16 protein-coding genes are annotated in these 20,081 nt (G+C 32.6%); 15 read left to right on the top strand and 1 reads right to left on the bottom strand.

All coding sequences use genetic code 11. The features are described from left to right. The first annotated feature begins 20 nt into the window (after positions 1-20). The 4 genes from EHE19_RS12475 (at position 21) to EHE19_RS12460 (ending at position 4,182) form a co-directional block, all read left to right on the top strand. Positions 21-752, top strand: coding sequence for an ABC transporter ATP-binding protein (locus tag EHE19_RS12475; RefSeq protein WP_137697903.1), 732 nt, complete (start codon positions 21-23; stop codon positions 750-752). Positions 753-819: 67 nt separating this feature from the next. Further along, positions 820-1,560: a YknW family membrane protein gene (gene yknW, locus EHE19_RS12470; protein WP_244648227.1), complete on the top strand. Its 741-nt coding sequence runs from the start codon at positions 820-822 to the stop codon at positions 1,558-1,560. Positions 1,561-1,611: 51 nt separating this feature from the next. Beyond that, complete coding sequence (locus tag EHE19_RS12465) at positions 1,612-2,952, top strand: efflux RND transporter periplasmic adaptor subunit (RefSeq protein WP_137697904.1); 1,341 nt, start codon at positions 1,612-1,614, stop codon at positions 2,950-2,952. A gap of 21 nt (positions 2,953-2,973) precedes the next feature. Then, on the top strand, positions 2,974-4,182 hold the full coding sequence (locus tag EHE19_RS12460; RefSeq protein WP_137697905.1) for an ABC transporter permease: 1,209 nt from the start codon (positions 2,974-2,976) through the stop codon (positions 4,180-4,182). 85 nt (positions 4,183-4,267) lie between these two features. On the opposite strand, the gene EHE19_RS12455 is transcribed toward EHE19_RS12460, so the two are convergent. After that, the gene (locus tag EHE19_RS12455) at positions 4,268-4,453 is read right to left on the bottom strand and encodes a hypothetical protein (RefSeq protein ID WP_137697906.1); all 186 of its coding nucleotides are present in this window, start codon (positions 4,451-4,453) and stop codon (positions 4,268-4,270) included. A gap of 633 nt (positions 4,454-5,086) precedes the next feature. Here EHE19_RS12455 and yfmF point away from each other — a divergent pair. The 11 genes from yfmF (at position 5,087) to mraY (ending at position 20,026) form a co-directional block, all read left to right on the top strand. Further along, on the top strand, positions 5,087-6,376 hold the full coding sequence (gene yfmF / locus EHE19_RS12450) for an EF-P 5-aminopentanol modification-associated protein YfmF (protein ID WP_137697907.1): 1,290 nt from the start codon (positions 5,087-5,089) through the stop codon (positions 6,374-6,376). A 129-nt stretch (positions 6,377-6,505) separates the two neighbouring features. Continuing rightward, positions 6,506-7,795, top strand: a complete 1,290-nt coding sequence (yfmH, locus tag EHE19_RS12445) for an EF-P 5-aminopentanol modification-associated protein YfmH (protein ID WP_137697908.1) — start codon at positions 6,506-6,508, stop codon at positions 7,793-7,795. Between the two features lie 217 nt (positions 7,796-8,012). Next, on the top strand, positions 8,013-9,080 hold the full coding sequence (lgt, locus tag EHE19_RS12440; protein WP_137697909.1) for a prolipoprotein diacylglyceryl transferase: 1,068 nt from the start codon (positions 8,013-8,015) through the stop codon (positions 9,078-9,080). A 31-nt stretch (positions 9,081-9,111) separates the two neighbouring features. Next, entirely contained in the window at positions 9,112-10,239 is a 1,128-nt protein-coding gene (rodA, locus tag EHE19_RS12435; RefSeq protein WP_137697910.1) for a rod shape-determining protein RodA, read from the top strand. A 314-nt stretch (positions 10,240-10,553) separates the two neighbouring features. Beyond that, positions 10,554-10,985, top strand: a complete 432-nt coding sequence (gene mraZ, locus EHE19_RS12430; RefSeq protein ID WP_137697911.1) for a division/cell wall cluster transcriptional repressor MraZ — start codon at positions 10,554-10,556, stop codon at positions 10,983-10,985. Positions 10,986-11,122: 137 nt separating this feature from the next. After that, positions 11,123-12,064 (top strand): 16S rRNA (cytosine(1402)-N(4))-methyltransferase RsmH, encoded by a 942-nt coding sequence (gene rsmH / locus EHE19_RS12425; RefSeq protein ID WP_137697912.1) that lies wholly within the window; start codon positions 11,123-11,125, stop codon positions 12,062-12,064. Positions 12,065-13,024: 960 nt separating this feature from the next. Next, positions 13,025-13,516 carry a cell division protein FtsL gene (locus EHE19_RS12420; protein WP_137697913.1) on the top strand — a complete coding sequence of 164 codons (492 nt, stop codon included), beginning with the start codon at positions 13,025-13,027 and terminating at the stop codon, positions 13,514-13,516. Positions 13,517-13,738: 222 nt separating this feature from the next. Further along, positions 13,739-15,937, top strand: coding sequence for a penicillin-binding transpeptidase domain-containing protein (locus tag EHE19_RS12415; RefSeq protein WP_137697914.1), 2,199 nt, complete (start codon positions 13,739-13,741; stop codon positions 15,935-15,937). Between the two features lie 225 nt (positions 15,938-16,162). Then, a complete protein-coding gene (locus EHE19_RS12410; protein WP_137697915.1) occupies positions 16,163-17,629 on the top strand; it encodes a UDP-N-acetylmuramoyl-L-alanyl-D-glutamate--2,6-diaminopimelate ligase in 1,467 nt (488 codons plus the stop codon). Continuing rightward, a complete protein-coding gene (locus EHE19_RS12405; RefSeq protein WP_137697916.1) occupies positions 17,626-19,017 on the top strand; it encodes a UDP-N-acetylmuramoyl-tripeptide--D-alanyl-D-alanine ligase in 1,392 nt (463 codons plus the stop codon). Before EHE19_RS12410 ends, EHE19_RS12405 begins: the two co-directional genes overlap by 4 nt. Positions 19,018-19,039: 22 nt before the next feature. Next, positions 19,040-20,026, top strand: a complete 987-nt coding sequence (gene mraY, locus EHE19_RS12400) for a phospho-N-acetylmuramoyl-pentapeptide-transferase (protein WP_137697957.1) — start codon at positions 19,040-19,042, stop codon at positions 20,024-20,026. Positions 20,027-20,081 lie beyond the last annotated feature (55 nt).

Below are 20,081 nucleotides of genomic sequence, written 5' to 3'. Positions count from 1 at the left end.
TGGGAGGAGGAATAAATGCATTGATAATTTCAATGAAGAATTTAGGTAAAGTTTATAAAAATGGACAGATTCAAGTAGAAGCCCTTAAGAATGTCAACATAGATATAGAAAAGGAAGAGTTTGTTGCTATAATGGGTCCTTCAGGTTCAGGAAAGTCTACTTTAATGAATATAATAGGATGCTTGGATAAATCCACATCAGGCGAGTACTGGTTAGATGGTATCAATATATCTACTTTGAATGAGGTTCAGCTTGCTAAAATAAGAAATCTTAAAATTGGTTTTGTGTTTCAATCTTTTAACTTATTGCCTAGAATAACCGCGTTGCAGAATGTTGAACTTCCTATGATTTATGCAGGGGTGGGCAGTAAGGAAAGAAGAAATAGGGCTATTAGTGCTTTAGAGAGAGTTGGATTGGAAAAAAGAATGCACCACAAGCCAAATGAAATGTCAGGCGGACAAAAGCAGAGGGTTGCAATTGCAAGAGCATTAGTTAATTCTCCTGCAATAATACTTGCAGATGAACCAACAGGAAATCTGGATAGTTCATCAAGTGAGGAGATAATGTCAGTTTTTCAGGATTTAAACAAAGAAGGAGTTACAATTGTACTTGTTACACATGAACCTGATATAGCAGAGCACACCAAAAGAGTTTTGAGATTCAGAGACGGCTTTTTAAAATCTGATGAAGTAGTTAAAAAACCTTTAGATGCAAAAGAAATTCTGAAAAGCTACAGTGTGGCAGAAGCATAAATATTTTTTCTGTATGTTAATTAAAAACAATACAATAAATTTTAACTCAAGAAAGGAAAGTGGGAAAATGAATGATAATAATGTAATTATGAATGAAAGTAATTTTGGTGAAAATCAAGTTGATTATTCAAAAATGAGTTTTATTAAAAGGGTTATTGGTGTAATATGTTTCCCCGGTAAGGTTATGCAGTCTCTTGAGCAAAAACCTCGTGTATTATTTGGAATATTACTTACAGCTCTAGTTCCTCTTGTTATGATACTTTCGACATTACCCATGTACATGGAATATACAAGAGGTGTATTGGAATCTACATATGCGAAAATGAACATAGAAATTACCGAGCAGCAATTAGAGCAAACTCTCAGCATATCACAATACTCATCTATAATTGGTGGTCCCATCGGAGCAGTTATAATGTTACTAATTTATGCTTTAGTTATATGGTCGATTATTAAGATATTTAAGGGTGAAGGCAAATTCAAACAGGTTTTATCTGTTATAGGATATGCTACTGTTATTTCTGCATTATCTACAATTGTAACTATAATAACTACTAGACTTACTGGTGTTTTTTCCGATGTTAGTTTTACAAGTATAGCCTCTCTTATACCAGAAATGAAAGGTAGCTTTATATATGGTATGTCTAAAATGATAGAGGTATTTACAATTTGGCAGTATGCAGTAATAGCTATAGGTATTACCACAGTAAGTAAATTGAGTAAAAAGAAGGTGTACATAATAGTTGCTTGTATATTTGCATTACTAGCTGTTTATTCAGGTATTACTGAAGTTACTGCAATGAGTTAATATAATACTGCAAGAAATATTTAATATATATAGGATTACTTGGAGGTTAAAATGAAGAAGAAGGTTTTTATAGGGATTGGTGTTGCGGCACTAATTATTGTTTTAGTTGTAGTGGGGATAGTTAAGAATGCTGGCAGTGCAGGAAGTGGGCCTCTTTATACCGTTGAAGTAAGTGAAATAAAAAAAGGTGATATCAGTTCATATGTCTCAGCAAATGGAACTGTTACTGAGATTGAAAAGTCTGAAATCTACATAGATACTCCAATAAAGGCAACAAAGGTATATGTAAAACAAAACGATGTAGTAAAAAAGGGACAAAAGCTGGTAGATTTTGATTTTGATGATTTAAATTCACAGTTAGAGCAGGCTAAATTGACAAAAAGAACTCAAGAACTTGCTTTAAAGAAATTGAAGCTTATGGATACTAAAGTTAATGTTACATCGGCTGAGAATTCATTAAAGGTAGCAGAGAACTCTGTGATTTCAGCTCAGAGAAACTATGATGTAGCTTTAAAAAATTATAACGATACAAAGAAGCTTTATGAAGTTGGTGACAAGTCAAAAAGTGAACTGGAAATGGCAGAAAATACATATAAGGATGCTGAAGTTGCATTAAATAATGCTAAAATAAATCTTGAGTCTCAAAAAGCAGCATTAAACGAAACATCAAAAAACAACAATCAATCAGAAAGTTCAAAACAAATTGATATTCAATCTCAGCAAGTAGCTATAGAGAACAGTGCATTAACTATAAAAAATCTTGAGAATAAAATAAAGAAAATAAAAGAATCAATGGTGTGTACTATGGATGGAGTTATATCACAGGTAAATGTTTCAGAAGGTTCGTATACTCCTAGTGGACATCCTGCTTTTGTAGTAATAGATCCTAACAAATTGGAAGTTAAGGTTAATGTAAATGAGTATAATGCTAAGCAGATACAGGTGGGGCAAAGTGTTAATATAACAGGGGATTCAATACCTGAAAATGAAATAATAACAGGAAAGGTAACTAGTGTTTCACCAGTTGCAAGTTCAAGTACAACAGGTATGGGCAGTTCAGAAACCGTCATTCAAGTTACAGTGGGTATTGACAATGTTACATCTAACATCAAGCCAGGAATTACTGTGAATTGTGATATAAAAACAGTAAATATCACCAATGTTTTAACAATTCAGCTTGATATGCTCACTCAAGACAAGGACGGAAATGATTTTATTTACGTAGTAAGTGAAGATAAAAAGACAATGATTAAAAAGTCAGTTGAACTAGGTAGCACTTCTGATATGACTGCTGAAGTAAAAAAAGGTGAAATTAAAGAGGGCGACCTTGTTGTTATGAATCCTAAGGCAGTATATAAGGATGGGGCAAGGATAAAAATTAGTGAAAATTAAAAGGCGAGGTGGTTAAACGGAATGAATATTATTGAAAGCTTTAAACAAGCATTGTCAAGCCTCCGTGCCAATAAACTCCGTTCCATCCTAACTATGGTTGGTATTATTATGGGTGTGTTTTCTGTTATTACAATTGTTGCAATAGGAAATGCCACTCAAAGCTATATGGACAGTGAGTTTGCAAAAATTGGGGCTAATGTTTTAGTTGTGTACTATAGGTCAGGTACTATAAATTCAAACGATATACTGAAAAATGATGATATGAAAGCAATTAGCACTGTCGAAGAAATCAAAAATGTTGGAACTACCATATCAGGTTCAGGTTCGTTAAGGGTTGGAACTAAAATCAGAAAGGCAAGTATTACTGGTGTTTCATCTCAATTCAAAGAAATTATGCCTTCTGATATGGCTAAAGGAAGAATGATAAATGATATTGACAATTCAACAAGGTCAAATGTTGTTGTAATTGATGAGGAATTTGCTAAGGTTTATTATAAAGATACAGACCCTATTGGACAAAAGCTTAGAGTAGCATTAAACTCAGGAGGTTCATTAAATTTAACAGTTGTAGGAGTTACAGAGGTTGAAGAATCCCCATTCAGCGGTATGCTGATTAATGAGAATCAACCAGTTTCCTTAGTAATTCCTATGACTACGCTACAATCTTATGTGGATACTTCATTAAACTTTATTTATGCTTCAGTTGACGAAACTGATAGTGCTAAATTGAAGAAGATTGGTGATAAAGTAATAAGAACTCTTGAAAAGAAGCATGGAAATAAAGACAAGTATGCTGTTGAATTCTTGTCTGATTATCAGGAAGTTTTAAACTCAATGCTAGGAATAGTATCATCAGTATTGTTGGTAGTTGCTGTTATTACGCTTGTTGTTGGAGGAATAGGCATAGTAAACATACTTTTAGTATCTGTTACTGAGCGTATTAGAGAAATAGGTGTAAGAAAAGCATTAGGAGCCAGAAAACGAGATATTGTCTTTCAGTTTATTACAGAGTCAATAATGTTAACAGGTATAAGTGGCTTGATAGGAATTGCTTTTGGTATTCTAGGAGGGTTTATTATATCCTCACTTATAAAGATACCGCCTGTAGTAAATGTAAAAGTAGTGGTTCTAGCATTCTTAGGCTCAATTGCACTGGGCTTATTGTTTGGAGTATATCCTGCTAAAAAAGCAGCTGACCTTGACCCTATTGAGTCCTTGAGGTATGAGTAGTATAATTCTATGAGTTAATGTATATAAAACTAAAAACGATATTCTATGTAAAAGGTAGAATATCGTTTTTAGTTAAAAATTCTTTTTATTTTGATTTCATTAGCATGCTTAGTAATTTGCCAGAGATAAGTCCAACAATAAATGTTCCGCCTAAAATACCTAAAGCCGCAGTACTTGAAATGGATAATTCTTCCTCATCATACCCATTATCTGATGAGCTATTTGATTTTTTCACGCATCTGGCATATTTTCTGTCTTTATAGTTGTTCATATTAAACCTCCTTTGCTTATTTAGACTACAAAAATTTGTAAACTAAAAAAAACTATGTTAGTAATAAGTTCTTTTCAAGTTAGTCTCTAAAAGAAAATATCACATAATATAAATTGATATCTGTCTGATAGTAATTGACTTCAAATTTATTATTTGTAATTTAGTCTCTATTTAATCAAGTTTATTGAATATATACTAAAAAAATTATTATACTATATATGGATACTTTTTATTCATATACATGTATAATTATATATGATTGGCATAATTACAATATAAATGTAAGAGTCTACGAGAAATTGCTATTTTATGGTAAAGTTAGCATGTAGGCTGTATTATAGTATTTTAGAAATAACTTTTAATAATAATTACACAACCTTCATATATTGAATATATTAGTGGGGTAAAAATTATCAATGGTTTGTTACTAGAATAATATTTATTCAAATAACTAATTTTTGTAATTGTTTCCAATCTAACTTTCGAAAAAAATCTAGGGATGCTAAAGTTTAGTAAAGGTTCATTGCTCGGTTAACCAACTTATATAATATAAGATTAATGCTGCCAAATCTGATATTACTAAGGTTTAAGTTTGAGAAAATTTTTATAAATTTTGATTTTTAGGAGGTAAGCATGACAAATACTTATGATTCAGAAGATAAATTAAATAAGATAATAGAAATAAATGGTATACGGGTTTTCAATATAAAGACAAATAAGTTTAAAACCAATACTATTAATGTTTTTTTTCAAGATGATCTAAATGTTAATTCTGTTTCTCTTAATGCTCTTTTTCCTTCAGTTTTAAGAAGAGGCTGTAAAGGTCTACCAACGATAAAGGAAATTAATTTATACTTAGAAGATCTTTATGGAGCGATATTTGACTGTGGTATTGCAAAAAAGGGTGAAAGACAGATAATGCAATTTTACTTTGAATATCTATCTGATAAATATACTTTTAATAGTAGTAGCAATTTTGAAAAAGCTTTTGAATTTTTAATAAATATAATTTTTAACCCTGTTTTACAAGATGGTACATTTAACGAGCAATATGTTGAACTGGAAAAAAGCAATTTAAAAATGCTTGTTGAAGGGAGAACTAATGACAAGGTTCAATATGCACAAGAAAGATGCCATGAATTAATGTGTAAAGATGAGCCCTTTGGACTATACGAGTATGGTTCAATAGATCAAATAGAGAGAATAACTTCAGACGAGTTATATAAGCACTACAAAGAAAAAGTGAGTACTCTGCCAATAGATATTTTTGTAACAGGAGAACTTAATGATAAAGATATTGATTTAATGAAGGGCAGACTAAAAAGTATAAAGAGAACTGCTCAAAAGGCATTAAGCACTAGTATTGTTAAGAAATTTGTTGATAAGGTTAGCTATTTTGAAGATAAAATGGATGTTAATCAAGGAAAACTCTCATTAGGCTTTAGAACTAATATAACAGCTAAGGAGGATGATTATTACTCTCTATTAGTATACAATGGCATACTAGGCGGAGGAATGCACTCAAAACTCTTTCAGAATGTAAGAGAAAAGGCTGGATTAGCTTATTTTGTTTTTGCCAGCCTGGAAAAGTTTAAAGGCTTAATGGTTATTGAAAGTGGTATAGATATAAAGGAAAAAGATCATGCAAAAGAACTTATTCTTAAGCAACTAGAAGATATTCAGGCTGGAAAAATATCTGATTATGAATTAAATGCTACAATTAAGGCTATAGAAACAGGAATTCTCTCACTTAAGGACAGTCAATTACAAATCGTAGATTTTTATTTAAGTCAATTGATAGCAGGAACCCACGATACAATGGAAAATGTTATTGAAAAGACAAAGAATGTATCAAAACAGGATGTAGTCAATGTTTCAAAGAAGATACTGCTAGATACAGTATATTTCCTTACTGCTAAATAGCTCGAAAAATAACTCAGGATGAACATGGTGCATTTTTGAGTTAGTGTGGGTGGTATAGCAAAAAGGTGCTAAGTTGTATTCACCATTACTTTACAAAATTTTATGCCCAATGGGGCGTGGGAGGTTTTTATGAAATTTGAAACGATTGAGTATAACAATTATGATGAAAAATTATATAAATATGAACATAGCAGCGGATTAAAGTGCCTTGTGATTCCCAAAAAAGGTTATAGTAAAAAATATGCTACGTTCTCAACAAAATACGGTTCAGTAGACAATGAGTTTATTATTCCAGGTGATAAGGATACAACTAGAGTGCCTGATGGAATTGCTCATTTTTTGGAGCATAAGCTTTTTGAACAAAAAGATGGCAGTGTTATGGATAAATTTGCTGCTTTAGGTTCAAGACCAAATGCATATACAAGCTTTAATCAAACTGTATATCTTTTTTCTTGCACCGATTTGTTCAAAGAAAATTTTGATTTACTTTTGAATTTTGTACAAAATCCTTATATTACAGAAGAAAGCGTTGAGAGAGAAAAGGGTATAATTGGACAGGAAATAAATATGTATCGCGATAATCCTGGTTGGAGGGTTTCATTCAATCTATTAGAAGCTTTATATGAAAAGCACCCAGTGAAGCTGGATATTGCAGGTTCTATTGAAAGCATAAGTAAAATTACTAAAGAAACATTATATAAATGCTACGAGACGTTTTATCACCCGTCAAATATGGTAGTAACAGTAGTAGGAGATGTAGATCATAATCAAGTATTTGAGCAAATAGAAAAGAACATTCAGTCTACAAAAAAAGTTTCCGAGATAAAGAGAATTTTTCCTGATGAAAGCGAAAGTTTAAATAAAAAATATGTAGAACAAATAATGCCTGTTCCTACACCATTGTTTTATATTGGCTTTAAGGATAACAATTTTAATCTTCAGGGAACAGAAATACTGAAATACACTGTGGCAATAAAGTTGCTATTATCAATGATTATTGGTAAAAGTTCAGAATTATATTCCAACCTTTATGATAAAGGATTAATAAATTCTACCTTTGAGACGGATTTTTCGTTAGAGAGCAGCTATGCTTATTCTATGTTAGGTGGGGAGTCTGTTAATCCTGAGGCAGTAAAAGATTTATTGGTTAAAGAAATAAGACGCTTACAGGATAATGGCCTTGAACTAAATGTGTTTGAAAGACTACAAAAGGCAGCAAAGGGCAGGTTCTTAAGACAGTTTAATTCTGTTGAGAGTATATCTCGAACATTCATAAGCTTATATTTTAAAGGTGTAACAATGTTTGATTATTTTAATGTTTATGATACAATAAGCTTTGATTATATAACAGATGTATTTTATAAGCATTTTGATATTGAAAAAATGGCTTTGTCTGTTGTAAAAAGCTCGAAAACATAATTCAGTGCAAACATGGTGCGTTTTCGGGCAGAGAAGACCTGCAAGCGGCTTTTCAATCAATAATTGAAGAGTTAAGATAAGGTTTGAGACTAGCCCGAAAACATAATTTAGTGCGAACTTGCTGAGTTTTCAATTGTTTTGGTAGTCAGCTGCGCTAGTATTATGTATTCTAGTTTAACTATAGTTTTATACCTGAATGGGGTGTGGGAGGTTAGTAATGAAAGAGAGCATTCTTGTAAGTTTTCCAAATATGAATTTAGAATTTAATATTTCAAGTGAGGCTTTTAGAATCTTTAATAAGTCAATATATTGGTATGGGATTATTATAGCTTTGGCTATGTGTGTGTGTGTAATTTGGGCTATAAAAGATTCAAAGAAATTTGATTTGGTTCCCGATACAGTAATTGATTTGATGCTGTTTGCAGCACCTATATCAATAATTTTTGCGCGATTATATTATGTTATATTTAGGTGGGAAGATTATAGTTCAAATTTACTAGAAATTTTCAATATTAGAAATGGAGGACTTGCTATATATGGCGGCATAATTGGTGCAGTTATTACAGCCTACTTTGTAGCACGATACAAAAAAATACCTACCTTTAAATTTTTTGATTTTGCAATTCCATATGTTCCTCTTGGACAAGCAATAGGACGTTGGGGAAATTTCTTCAATCAAGAGGCTTTTGGTACTAATACATCACTGCCATGGGGAATGAAAAGTTCTGTCACAAAAGCTTATTTACAGAACAATATGGATGCAATACAGCAATTGCATGGAATTACAGTAAATCCTGATTTGCCTGTTCATCCTACCTTTTTATATGAATCAATTTTAGATTTGGCTATTTTTGTGTTCTTGATGTGGATGAGAAGGAAGAAGAAGTTTGATGGTGAGGTTTTTTGTTTTTACTTTATAACATATTCTCTTGGAAGAGCATTTATTGAAGGACTTAGGACAGATAGCTTAATGCTTGGGAATATGAGAGTATCACAGTTCTTGTCAGTAGTACTTGTAATAGCATTTGGTATTTATATTGTTTATAAAAGAATAAAGCTAAACAATGAAAGTCTTGAACTAGAATATACGGGAAAAAGCGTATATGCTGGTATACTCAAAGAAATTGAGGAAGAGGAAAAACTAGAAGCCGAAAAAAAGACCAGTAGTTTATTTGGAAATGAGCATAATGAGGTTGATAATGATTTGGAGAAAAATATAGTTTCTGATGATAATGAAGTTATTGATCAACCTATTGAAAATCAGAAGAATGAAAACGATGAATAAAAGAAATTATGCTATTTAGGAATGGTGAGAAATGTATTTTGTAGAAAAACTAAAACCGGAAAATCCATATAAAAGGTTTGATTATTTACTGTTTTTTTCGGTAATGACATTATCTATCATAGGGCTTTTTGTTTTGAATAGTGCTGTAGCTAATAAACCCAATATATTAAAGTCTCAAGTGTTAGCTTTCATAATGGGAGTAGCTTTATGCTTGATTTTAAGTGCCATTGACTATAAAAATCTTAAATTTTTTAGCTTATTAATTTTCTTTGGAGCAATGGGATTAATGGTTCTTACATTAATTATTGGAAGCGGTGAGGAACTAGGTAACAAAAATTGGATTAAAATAGCTGGAATGAGTGTCCAACCTTCAGAGTTTGCAAAAATTGCATATATAATCCTAGCTTCGGTATTTTTGGAGAGAATTAAAGAAAGTCAGGAAATAAATAAGTCAGATATTATTAAGTTTATTGTTTATTCTTGCATAGCAATAGGATTTGTTCTCCTGCAGAAAGACTTAGGAACGGCTTTAGTATTTATATTTATATTCCTTATATTTATTTATATTGTAGGAATACCTTATAGATACATATTTATCCTTTGTGGATGCTTGGCATTATCATTGCCATTTATATGGGTTTATGTGTTAAATGATAAAAGAAAAGAAAGAATTTTATCATTTATTTCTCCTGAAATAGACCCATTAGGTGCTGGTTACAATGTAATTATGTCAAAAATGGCAATAGGGTCTGGGCAGTTATTTGGTCAAGGATACGGAAAGGGTATTCAAACTCAAAGCGGCAGTGTTCCAGTAAATGAGTCGGACTTTATATTTTCTGTAGTTGGTGAGGAACTAGGTTTTATTGGTGGAATGATAATAATAGTACTGGGATTGTTTATTATATTGAGATGCATCCATATCGCTAAAAATGCAGGTGATGCGTATGGTTCTTTTTTAGTAATTGGAATTACTGGTATGATTTCATTTAATTTTATAGAAAATATAGGTATGAGTATTGGATTACTTCCAGTAACAGGGTTGCCGCTGCCTTTTGTTAGTCAAGGAGGTACAGCAATGCTAACTAATTTTATTGCAATTGGAATAGTGCTAAGTGTGACTATTAGAAGCAAAAAAAGCAGTTTTAGTTCTTCTCAATAGTTAGTAAGAAGTACACTGACGGATATACAAATGGATGATTAATATACTAAGTTCATTCAGTTAAAAATCTTCACAAAAAGAATAACATCAAACCACATGGTTTTATCTAAGAAATTGTGTTGTTAAAACAATTACCAATTAAATACTAGTACTTTTGGACTATAAAGACAGGATATTATACCTGTCTTTATTTTTTTTGGTAATGAATTATATAAAAACTCTTGTAAAATTCACGTTTTTGCAATAAAATATCCATATAAGTGGTAAGAAGTGGAGCAAAGTGGAGGGAAATAGTTAAGTGAGGGGTGTACAAATTGTTTTATGGTGAGTATCAACATACAGTTGACCCAAAAGGCAGAGCAATCGTACCCTCAAAGTTTAGAGAGGGCTTGGGAGAAAAGTTCATAATAACAAAAGGACTTGACTGCTGTTTGTTTGCATACTCATTAGAAGAATGGACAAGCCTTGAAAATAAACTAAAGACTCTTCCATTTACAGATAAGGATGTTCGTGCTTTTATTAGATTTTTCTTTTCTGGTGCAGCCGAGTGTGAGTTGGATAAGCAGGGGAGAATTTTGATACCACAAAATTTGCGTGAATATGCAGGACTCGAAAAGGACATATATATAATTGGTGTTTCTTCTAGGGTTGAGATATGGGATAAGACCAATTGGCAAAAATATAATAGCGATGACAATATAAGTGCTGATAAAATTGCAGAAAAAATGGCTATGCTAGGTATATAGCATAAAATTATATAATTAGACGTTTGCCTCAACGAAGAAAGAGGTTCTCACAAAGCAGTGTGTTCTACACAATAAAAAGTGTTTTTGTGTAAGAAAATGGTTTGGAGGTTAGTAAAGAGAAAACTTTGAGGTGTAAAATGGAATTTAAACATAAATCTGTTTTATTAGATGAATGCATTGAATATTTAAATATAAATCCTGAAGGAGTTTATATTGACGGTACCATAGGAGGGGCAGGACATTCATCTGAAATATACAGAAGATTAAATGCAAAAGGATGTTTGATTGGTCTAGACCAAGATAGTTTTGCAGTTGAAACATCTTCTATGCGCCTTAAAGAAATTAAAGCGGAAGCAAGTTTTAAAATAGTAAATACCAATTTTAAGAATATAAAAAAGATATGTGGTGAACTAGGAATTGCTGAGGTTGATGGTATACTGCTTGATTTGGGTGTTTCATCCCATCAACTTGACGAAGCTTCCAGAGGCTTTAGTTATCAGCATGATGCACCGTTAGATATGCGGATGGATAGGAGTTCAGAGTTATCAGCATATCAAATAGTAAATGAATACTCAGAACAAGATATTTACCGCATTATTAGAGATTTTGGTGAAGAAAAATGGGCATCGAGAATTGCAAAATTTATTGTGGAAGATAGAGAAGTAAAACCTATTAATACAACTTTTGATTTGGTTGATGTTATAAAGAGGGCAGTTCCAAGTGCTGCTAGGCGTGATGGTCCACATCCTGCAAAAAGAACATTTCAGGCAATCAGAATTGCTGTAAATCAAGAGTTGGATATATTAAATAACACTATAGATGATTGCGTATCATTGCTGAAAAGTGGGGGAAGGCTTTGTATAATAACATTTCATTCCCTTGAAGATAGAATTGTAAAAGTGCAATATGGTAAGTATGTAAATCCGTGTACTTGCCCTCCTTCGTTTCCGGTTTGTGTATGCGGAAAGAAACCTGAAGCGATATTGGTAAATAGAAAACCAATCGTTTCAACAGATAAAGAATTAGAGGATAATCCAAGGGCAAGAAGCGCAAAGCTTAGAGTTTTACAAAAAATTTAAATTGGCAAGCATTTCTAATTATCATAACGAGCAATCATACAAAAGAAAAAAGAAGTAAGAACACAAAAGATGAAAGCAAGAAAAGAACACAAAAGATAAAATGAGTAAGTAAACAAAAGATGAAAGTAAGCAAGAACACAAAAGACAAAAAGTAACTAAACAAAAGATGAAAAAGCAAGAACACAAAAGACAAAAACAAGTAAGTAAGCCAAAGATGAAGGCAGGTAAAAAATACAAAAGACAAAAGTAGCTAAACAAAAGATGAAAAAAGCAAGAACACAAAAGATAAAGCAAGTAAGTAAACAAAAGACGAAAAAGTAAGACACAAAAGAAAAAATTAAGTAAACAAAAGATGAAAGCAAGCAAGAACACAAAAGACAAAAGCAAGTAAGTAAACAAAAGATGAAAGTAAGCAAGAACACAAAAGACAAAAGCAAGTAAGTAAACAAAAGATGAAAGTAAGCAAGAACACAAAAGACAAAAGTAAGTAAACAAAAGATGAAAGAAGTAACAACACAAAAGAAAAAAGCAAGAAAACAAAAGATTAAAGAAGCAACAGCACAAAAGATGAAAGTTATTAAGGCGTACAAAGGACAAATGTATTGAAGTAAGCAAAAGAATAAGAGCAAGTAGAAGTACAAAGTCAATTATATTTTCGCAAATCAACGTATAAAGCACGTGAGAGGTTTGCAGAAATAGCAAGGTTTTATTGCAATTGACTTGAAAGATGAAAGTTATTAAAAAACAAAAGATAAATGCTTATAAATAGACAATGTTAATTATTAAATAAGCTTTTATCTGGGATAATTTTTCTGTTAAGCTGACTTTGAACATGGAATGAATTTGGTTTTTATTATGAAAATTAAATAATTTAAAAGAAATAATTTAATTAAGCATTTAATAGCAAAAGAAAAACACAAAGGAAAGTGGAAATAAAAAATTTTGACGGGAGTGATTTAAGTGGCATCTAACAATATTAAGTACGTATATGGATCAGTGGCTGAAAAGATAGAAAACGATGTTTATGATCCCTATGAGGAAAATGTTGTACTCAAGTCAAAAAAAATAGCAAGAAATAATAAAAAGATTAAAACTAAAATTACTTTTTGTATTATAACCATTTTTTGTATGTGTGCTATGACCATGTTTAAATATGCACAAATAAGTCAATTGAGTTATGATAACAGCAAACTTACTAAGCAATATTTGGAAATACAGAATAATAACCAATTACTTGCTATAGAAATTCAAAATGCTAAAAGTTTAAAAAATATCAGAGAAGTAGCCGAAAATAAATTACATATGCATAAACCTAATAAGAGTCAGATTGTATATATTGAAGTACCAAAAGAGGATGTTATAAAGACTTGCAATAAAAAAGAGTCAAAGCTTATTACTTTTATTGGGGATGCAAAAGCTGGTTTTAAAGAACTATTAAGTATATTTTCTTGAATAACATATATAAAATTCATTAAATTATAAATTTTCTATGACTATAGATTATATTAATATGAAATATAATGTCTATAGTTTTTTCATATATATTAGATAATTACGCAAATAATTAATTTGTTAGCTTAGGTGATAATAAAATTTGAAAATAATAAATATTATTTATAGAGAATTTAATTATTTATAGAGAATTTAATTGTTTATAATGTGGGAGGGATACTTTTGACAGGTCCAAATATAAAACTTAAGAAAAGGCTTCTATGGGTACTGGCTATTTTTACTCTTTGTACAGTAGGCCTAGTAGTTAGAATTGCATGGATTCAAATTGCCAATGGACAGGAGTATCAACAAAAGGCGTTTGAACAGCAAACCAGTAATAGAACTATCAGCCCTAAAAGAGGTACTATATACGATAGAAATATGGAACCTCTTGCTGTCAGTGGATCTGTTGAAACCATCAGCTGCAGCCCACAAGTAATAAAGAAGCAAACAAAGCTTGATGTTGATAAGATAGCAAGTGATTTGGCAGAAATTCTTGAAATGGACAAAGAAAAAATTAAAGAAAAGTTGACGAAATCTTCAAGATACGAACTTATTAAGAAGAAGGTAGACAAAGAAGTTGGTTTAAAGGTAAGGCAATGGAAAAAAGATAACGAAATTGATGGCATATATGTAGATGAAGATACTAAGAGATTTTATCCAAACGGCAATTTAGCAGCTCATGTTATTGGTTTCACAAATATTGATAACGATGGACTAGATGGCGTAGAGAAAATGATGGAAAAGTATCTTAAGGGCGTGCCTGGCAAGATATTAAGTGAAGTTGATGCTAGTGGTGTTGAACTAAGTATGGGTCAGGAACAATATATACAACCTCAGGATGGAAATGATGTTGTATTAACCATTGACGAAACCATTCAATATTTTGCTGAAAAGACCTTAGAAAAAGCTATAGCAGATAATAATGTCTTAAATGGTGCTACCGCCATAGTTATGGATCCGCGAAATGGAGAAATACTGGCATTGGCATCAAAGCCTGATTTTGATTTAAATAATCCTAGGGCGGCTCCTCCTGGTGTTGATAAAACCACTTGGACCGGAACTTCCGCAAAGGATGTACAATACCTTCAAAAAACAGTTTGGAGAAATAAAGCTGTAGTTGATACATATGAACCTGGTTCCACCTTTAAGCCTATAACATCTGCAGCAGGCCTTGAAGAAGGATTGATAACAGCGGATACGCAGGTTACAGATGCAACAATAAAGGTTGGTGGATGGTCTATTAATTGCTGGAAACCAAATGCCCATCTTCATGAAACCTTTAGAGAAGGTGTGTATAACTCTTGTAATCCTGTATTTGTAAGACTTGCTCAAAAGATGGGCATAGATAAATTCTATAGTTATGTAAAAGCTTTTGGTTTCTATAAAAAGACTGGTATTGACCTTCCCGGTGAAGCAAGCAGCATAATCCACTCTAATCCTACAGAGATAAATATGTGTACCGCATCATTTGGACAGCGTTTTCAAATAACACCAATTCAGCTTATTCAAGCTTATGGTGCTATTGCGAACGGGGGAGAACTTATAACTCCACATGTTGTAAAAGAAGTATTAGATAGTTCAGGTAATGTAATAAAAAGATATGAGCCTAATGTTGTAAGAAGAGTTATATCAAAGCAGACATCAGAGACTCTATTAGATATTTTACGCGGTGTTGTAGATGTTGGAACTGGTAAAAATGCAAGAGTACCCGGATATAAGATAGGTGGGAAGACAGGAACATCAGAAACAATTAAGAATGAATCACTTATTGCTACCGGAAAGTATGACAGATATATTGCTTCATTTGCTGCTATTGCACCAACTGATAATCCTACACTGTGTGTGTTGGTTGTTCTTGACTATCCAGACCAATTTTATCATGGTGGAGGTATGATAGTAGCACCTGTGGTAGGAAAGCTGATAGATGAAATATTAACATACCAAGGAGTAGAAAAGGAATATACAGAAGAAGATAAAAAGAATCTAAAGAAGGAAGTTCAAGTTCCTGATGTAAAAGGAAAGACTTTAGAAGAAGCAATAAAAATGTTGAAACAGAATAAGTTGGAGTATAAAATAGAAGGAAGCAATAAGGATATGAAGGCGGTTGTTGAGGCGCAAACCCCTAAGTCTTCTGCATTGATGATTGAAAATTCATTAGTTATATTATATACTTATAAGCCTGAAAATGAGGCTACAGTTAAAGTGCCAGATGTAAAAGACAAGACAGTATATGAGGCTACACAAGCATTTAAGTCAGTTGGACTTAATATCCGCGTAAATGGTACTGGAACTGCTGTTAGTCAGGATAAGGAAGCAGGCAAGGTTGTTACAAAGGGAACTGTAGTAGAAGTTATGTTTAGAAACGTAGTTTCAGACTGATTTCGCAAATATCTTGGTAATAACCCATTTAAGCAAGCTTGTACCGAAAAATATTAGTGCTGAAATTATCTTTGCAAGTTTTATAAGATAATTAGCACAATATAATAATTTAAAAATATAATTTAACTACGGTATGATAATTTATAAAATCGCTTAAAATTTATAAAATACTGAGTAAAGTGGGAATAATTTAGGTAAGTGATAGTATATTAGGAGGTGTATTAATTGCTGCTTCGCGAATTGGTTAAAGATTTAGAAATAAAAAGTGTGCAGGGAAGTTTGGATATAAATATTGAGAGTATTGCTTATGACTCCAGGAAAACAAAACAGGATTCATTGTTTGTATGTATCGAAGGAACTGTTGTTGACGGACATATGTACATATCTGATGCTATTTTAAATGGAACAAAGGCATTTCTAGTTCAAAAGCATATAGATGTTCCAGAAGGTGTTACAGTTGTAGAGATTGAAGATACCAGATATGGCTTGGCATGTGTTTCTGATGCATTTTTTTCTCATCCATCGAGTAAGATTAATTTAGTAGGAATTACAGGTACAAAAGGGAAAACTACCACAACATATATGGTTAAGTCAATTCTTCAAGCAGCAGAGCATAAAATAGGACTAATAGGAACAGTTGCAAATTTAATTGGAGACGAGATATTATATGCTACAAGAACTACACCAGAATCCTTCGATTTACAAAGTCTATTTGGTGAAATGGTGGAGAAAAAAGTAGATAGTGCCGTTATAGAGGTGTCCTCACAGGGCTTGGAATTGCATAGAGTAGCAAAATGTGATTTTGATGTGGGTGTATTTACTAATTTTTCCAGAGATCACATAGGCCCTAGGGAGCATGCAACTTTAGAGGATTATTTTAATGCAAAGGCTAAGCTATTTAAAATGTGTAAGCAAGCAGTTATAAATATTGACAGTGAGCAAGGTAAAAAAATGGCGGAGTTGGCTAGTTGCAAGGTTTATACTTACGGAATATGTGAGGCTGCAGATATCAGAGCCACAGATATTGTTAAAGAAACTGAATATACTTCCTTTTATCTTACTTCTCCGTGGGGTAACACAAGTATTCGAACAAACCTGCAAGGTAATTTTAATATTTATAATGCACTTGCAGCAATTGGTTCATGTTGTCTAATACCAGGAATAACATTGGAACATGTAAAAGAAGGGCTTAAGAATGTTAATGTACCAGGCAGAATGGAAACGGTTCCTACCGATGGAAACTATTCAGTTCTGATAGATTATGCCCATACTCCAGATAGCTTAGAAAAAGTGCTTTCAACTGTTAAGGAATTTGCAAAGGGCAGAGTTGTTAGTTTATTTGGTTGCGGCGGTGACAGAGACCCAGGAAAAAGACCTTTGATGGGTGAAATTTCAGGAAAAATTGCTGATTTTTCAATAATAACTTCTGATAACCCTAGAACAGAAGAGCCTGAGAAAATTATTAATGATATTGAGGCAGGCATTACTAAAACAAACGGGAAATATATTAAAATAACAGATAGAAGGCAAGCAATAAAGTTTGCACTTGAAAATGCGCAAGATGGAGATATAATTATTTTGGCAGGTAAGGGGCATGAAACTTATCAGCAATTTAAAGATAAAACAGTACACTTTGATGAGAGAGAAGTAGTAGATGAATTGCTGGTGGAGCTTGGAAGGAGAAAAAAATGATTTCTTTTGACTGTGCAGAATTAGCTGAAGCTGTGAATGGAAAGCTATTGTGGGGCAATGCTGAGCAAGTGTTTTCGGGTATTACTACAGATTCTAGGAAAGTAACAAAAGGAAATTTGTTCATTCCCTTGGTGGGTGAGCGCTTTGATGGACACGATTATATTGAGAATAGCATAAATAGCGGAGCAGCAGTTTGCTTGACTCAAAAACCCATTCCGCAGCATGACAATGCTTCTGCTATATTAGTTGATGATACTGCAAAGGCTCTGAGAGAACTTGCCACATGGCACAGAGAGAAGCATAATATACCTGTGGTTGGAATTACTGGCAGTGTGGGGAAGACAAGTACAAAGGATATGATTGCTTGTGTGTTATCAAAGCAATATGAAGTACTTAAGACACAGGGCAATTTTAACAATGAAATTGGGTTGCCATTAACATTGCTGCAGCTAGATAAAAAACATGAGATGGCTGTTATAGAAATGGGTATGAGCGGTTTTGGTGAAATTAGCAGGCTTACTGCTATTGCTCAGCCGCAAATAGCTGTTATAACTAATATTGGAGTATCTCACATAGAGAAGTTAGGCTCTCAGCAGGGAATTTTAAAGGCAAAGCTGGAGATTTTGGAAGGATTAAAGGATGATGGTTTAATTGTACTAAATGGTGATGACCCCTTACTAAGAGGTATTCGAGGCAGCCTTAAGCATAGAACTGTTTATTATGGAATGGAAAATGGACTTGATTATGTTGCTACATGCTATGAGTCATTAGGAGAGTCGGGAAGTCAGTTTAGCATTGAATTAGATGGTCAAACCTACAAGGTATCAATTCCTGTGCCTGGTATACATAATGTTTACAATGCACTTGCAGCAATAGCTGTCGGAATGGAAATGAAAATACCAATAGATACCATAATTGAAGGTATAGGGTCATATAGCCCTGGAAATATGAGACAGAATATAATTTCCTTCAAAGGTATAAAAATTATAAATGATGCTTATAATGCAAGTCCTCAATCAATGCAGGCAGCTATAAATGTATTAGAGGAACTTTGCTCAAAAACAAGGGGTATAGCAGTTCTTGGTGATATGCTTGAAATGGGAGATATGGCCAGCGAACTTCATTATTCTGTAGGAAGCTTTATTAAGGACAAAAAAATTGATTACCTGATAGCCATTGGTAATGATTCAAAAAGCATAATGAAGGCAGTAGCTGATTCAGGTAATCAGAAAATAATATTGCAGCATTTTGAAAACAACAAGGATGCACTTAAATATATCTTAAGTATTATCAGACAAGGAGATTATATTCTGATAAAAGGCTCAAGAGGAATGAAAATGGAAGAGATAACCGATGGCATTTTAAATTCTGAGGCATTGATTCCATAATAATAAACAGGGGGAAGTTGTGGTGCTTACTTTTTCATTAACATCTGAACATATATTAGCCTTTGCGGCTGCGTTTATATTGGCTCTTATTGCAGGGCCTGTTTGTATTCCGTTTTTAAGAAGATTGAAATTTGGACAGACAGTGAGAGATGATGGTCCTCAAACTCATTTAAAAAAAATGGGGACACCTACAATTGGAGGACTAATTTTTTTAATACCTATAACATTAGTGGCTCTTTATTTTTCGCAAAAGTATCCGGCAATAATACCTATATTAATTGCAACATTAGGCTTTGCTGCTGTTGGTTTCATTGATGACTTTATTAAGATAGTCAAAAAGAGAAAAGATGGACTATATGCAGGGCAAAAGACATTTATGCAATTGATAGTATGCGTTGCATTTGCATTTTATGTAATGAGGTATACAGATGCTGGAACATCAATTGCAATACCTTTTACAAACATCATAATTCAACCGTGGTTATACTTTCTGTTTATAGTAGCATTTATGTATTTTTTCTCAAATGCAGTTAATCTTACTGATGGATTAGATGGTCTATGTGCAGGAGTTACGCTTGTGGTTGCTATATTTTTTACAATCTATTCATTGACAAATGCTGAATTGGGATATATTAAAGTTTTTTCGGCGGCAATTGCTGGTGGTTGCCTTGGTTTTCTAGCATTTAACATTTATCCTGCAAAGGTCTTCATGGGTGATACTGGAAGCTTAGCACTAGGTGGTGCATTAACAGCTATTGTAGTTATGATGCGTATTCCTCTAATTTTATTAATAGTTGGAGGTATATATTTAATTGAAGCTGTTTCGGTTATTTTGCAAGTAGCTTCTTTTAAATTAACTGGAAAACGTATATTCAAAATGGCTCCTATACATCACCATTTTGAATTGATGGGCTGGAAGGAAACAAAAGTAGTTGCTGTTTTTATATTTGTAACGGTTATACTTTCTATTGTCTCTCTTGTTATTCTAGGTGTAGGTAATAACATTTAAGAATTTATGAGCAACTATTTACATATAATCAAAATATATGTAGGGGTAACAAGCT

It is taken from the genome of Ruminiclostridium herbifermentans (assembly GCF_005473905.2).
GTDB lineage: Bacteria > Bacillota > Clostridia > Acetivibrionales > DSM-1351 > Ruminiclostridium > Ruminiclostridium herbifermentans.
Note: the sequence above shows the minus strand (reverse complement) of the source record. Positions and strands in the feature narration are given on the sequence as shown.

Coding starts and splice junctions, on each gene's coding strand:
- EHE19_RS12460 (WP_137697905.1), top strand. CDS start 2,974: ATGAATATTATTGAAAGCTTTAAACAAGCATTGTCAAGCCTCCGTGCC.
- lgt (WP_137697909.1), top strand. CDS start 8,013: ATGAAAGAGAGCATTCTTGTAAGTTTTCCAAATATGAATTTAGAATTT.
- rsmH (WP_137697912.1), top strand. CDS start 11,123: ATGGAATTTAAACATAAATCTGTTTTATTAGATGAATGCATTGAATAT.
- yfmH (WP_137697908.1), top strand. CDS start 6,506: ATGAAATTTGAAACGATTGAGTATAACAATTATGATGAAAAATTATAT.
- yfmF (WP_137697907.1), top strand. CDS start 5,087: ATGACAAATACTTATGATTCAGAAGATAAATTAAATAAGATAATAGAA.
- EHE19_RS12455 (WP_137697906.1), bottom strand. CDS start 4,453: ATGAACAACTATAAAGACAGAAAATATGCCAGATGCGTGAAAAAATCA.
- yknW (WP_244648227.1), top strand. CDS start 820: ATGAATGATAATAATGTAATTATGAATGAAAGTAATTTTGGTGAAAAT.
- EHE19_RS12405 (WP_137697916.1), top strand. CDS start 17,626: ATGATTTCTTTTGACTGTGCAGAATTAGCTGAAGCTGTGAATGGAAAG.
- EHE19_RS12465 (WP_137697904.1), top strand. CDS start 1,612: ATGAAGAAGAAGGTTTTTATAGGGATTGGTGTTGCGGCACTAATTATT.
- rodA (WP_137697910.1), top strand. CDS start 9,112: ATGTATTTTGTAGAAAAACTAAAACCGGAAAATCCATATAAAAGGTTT.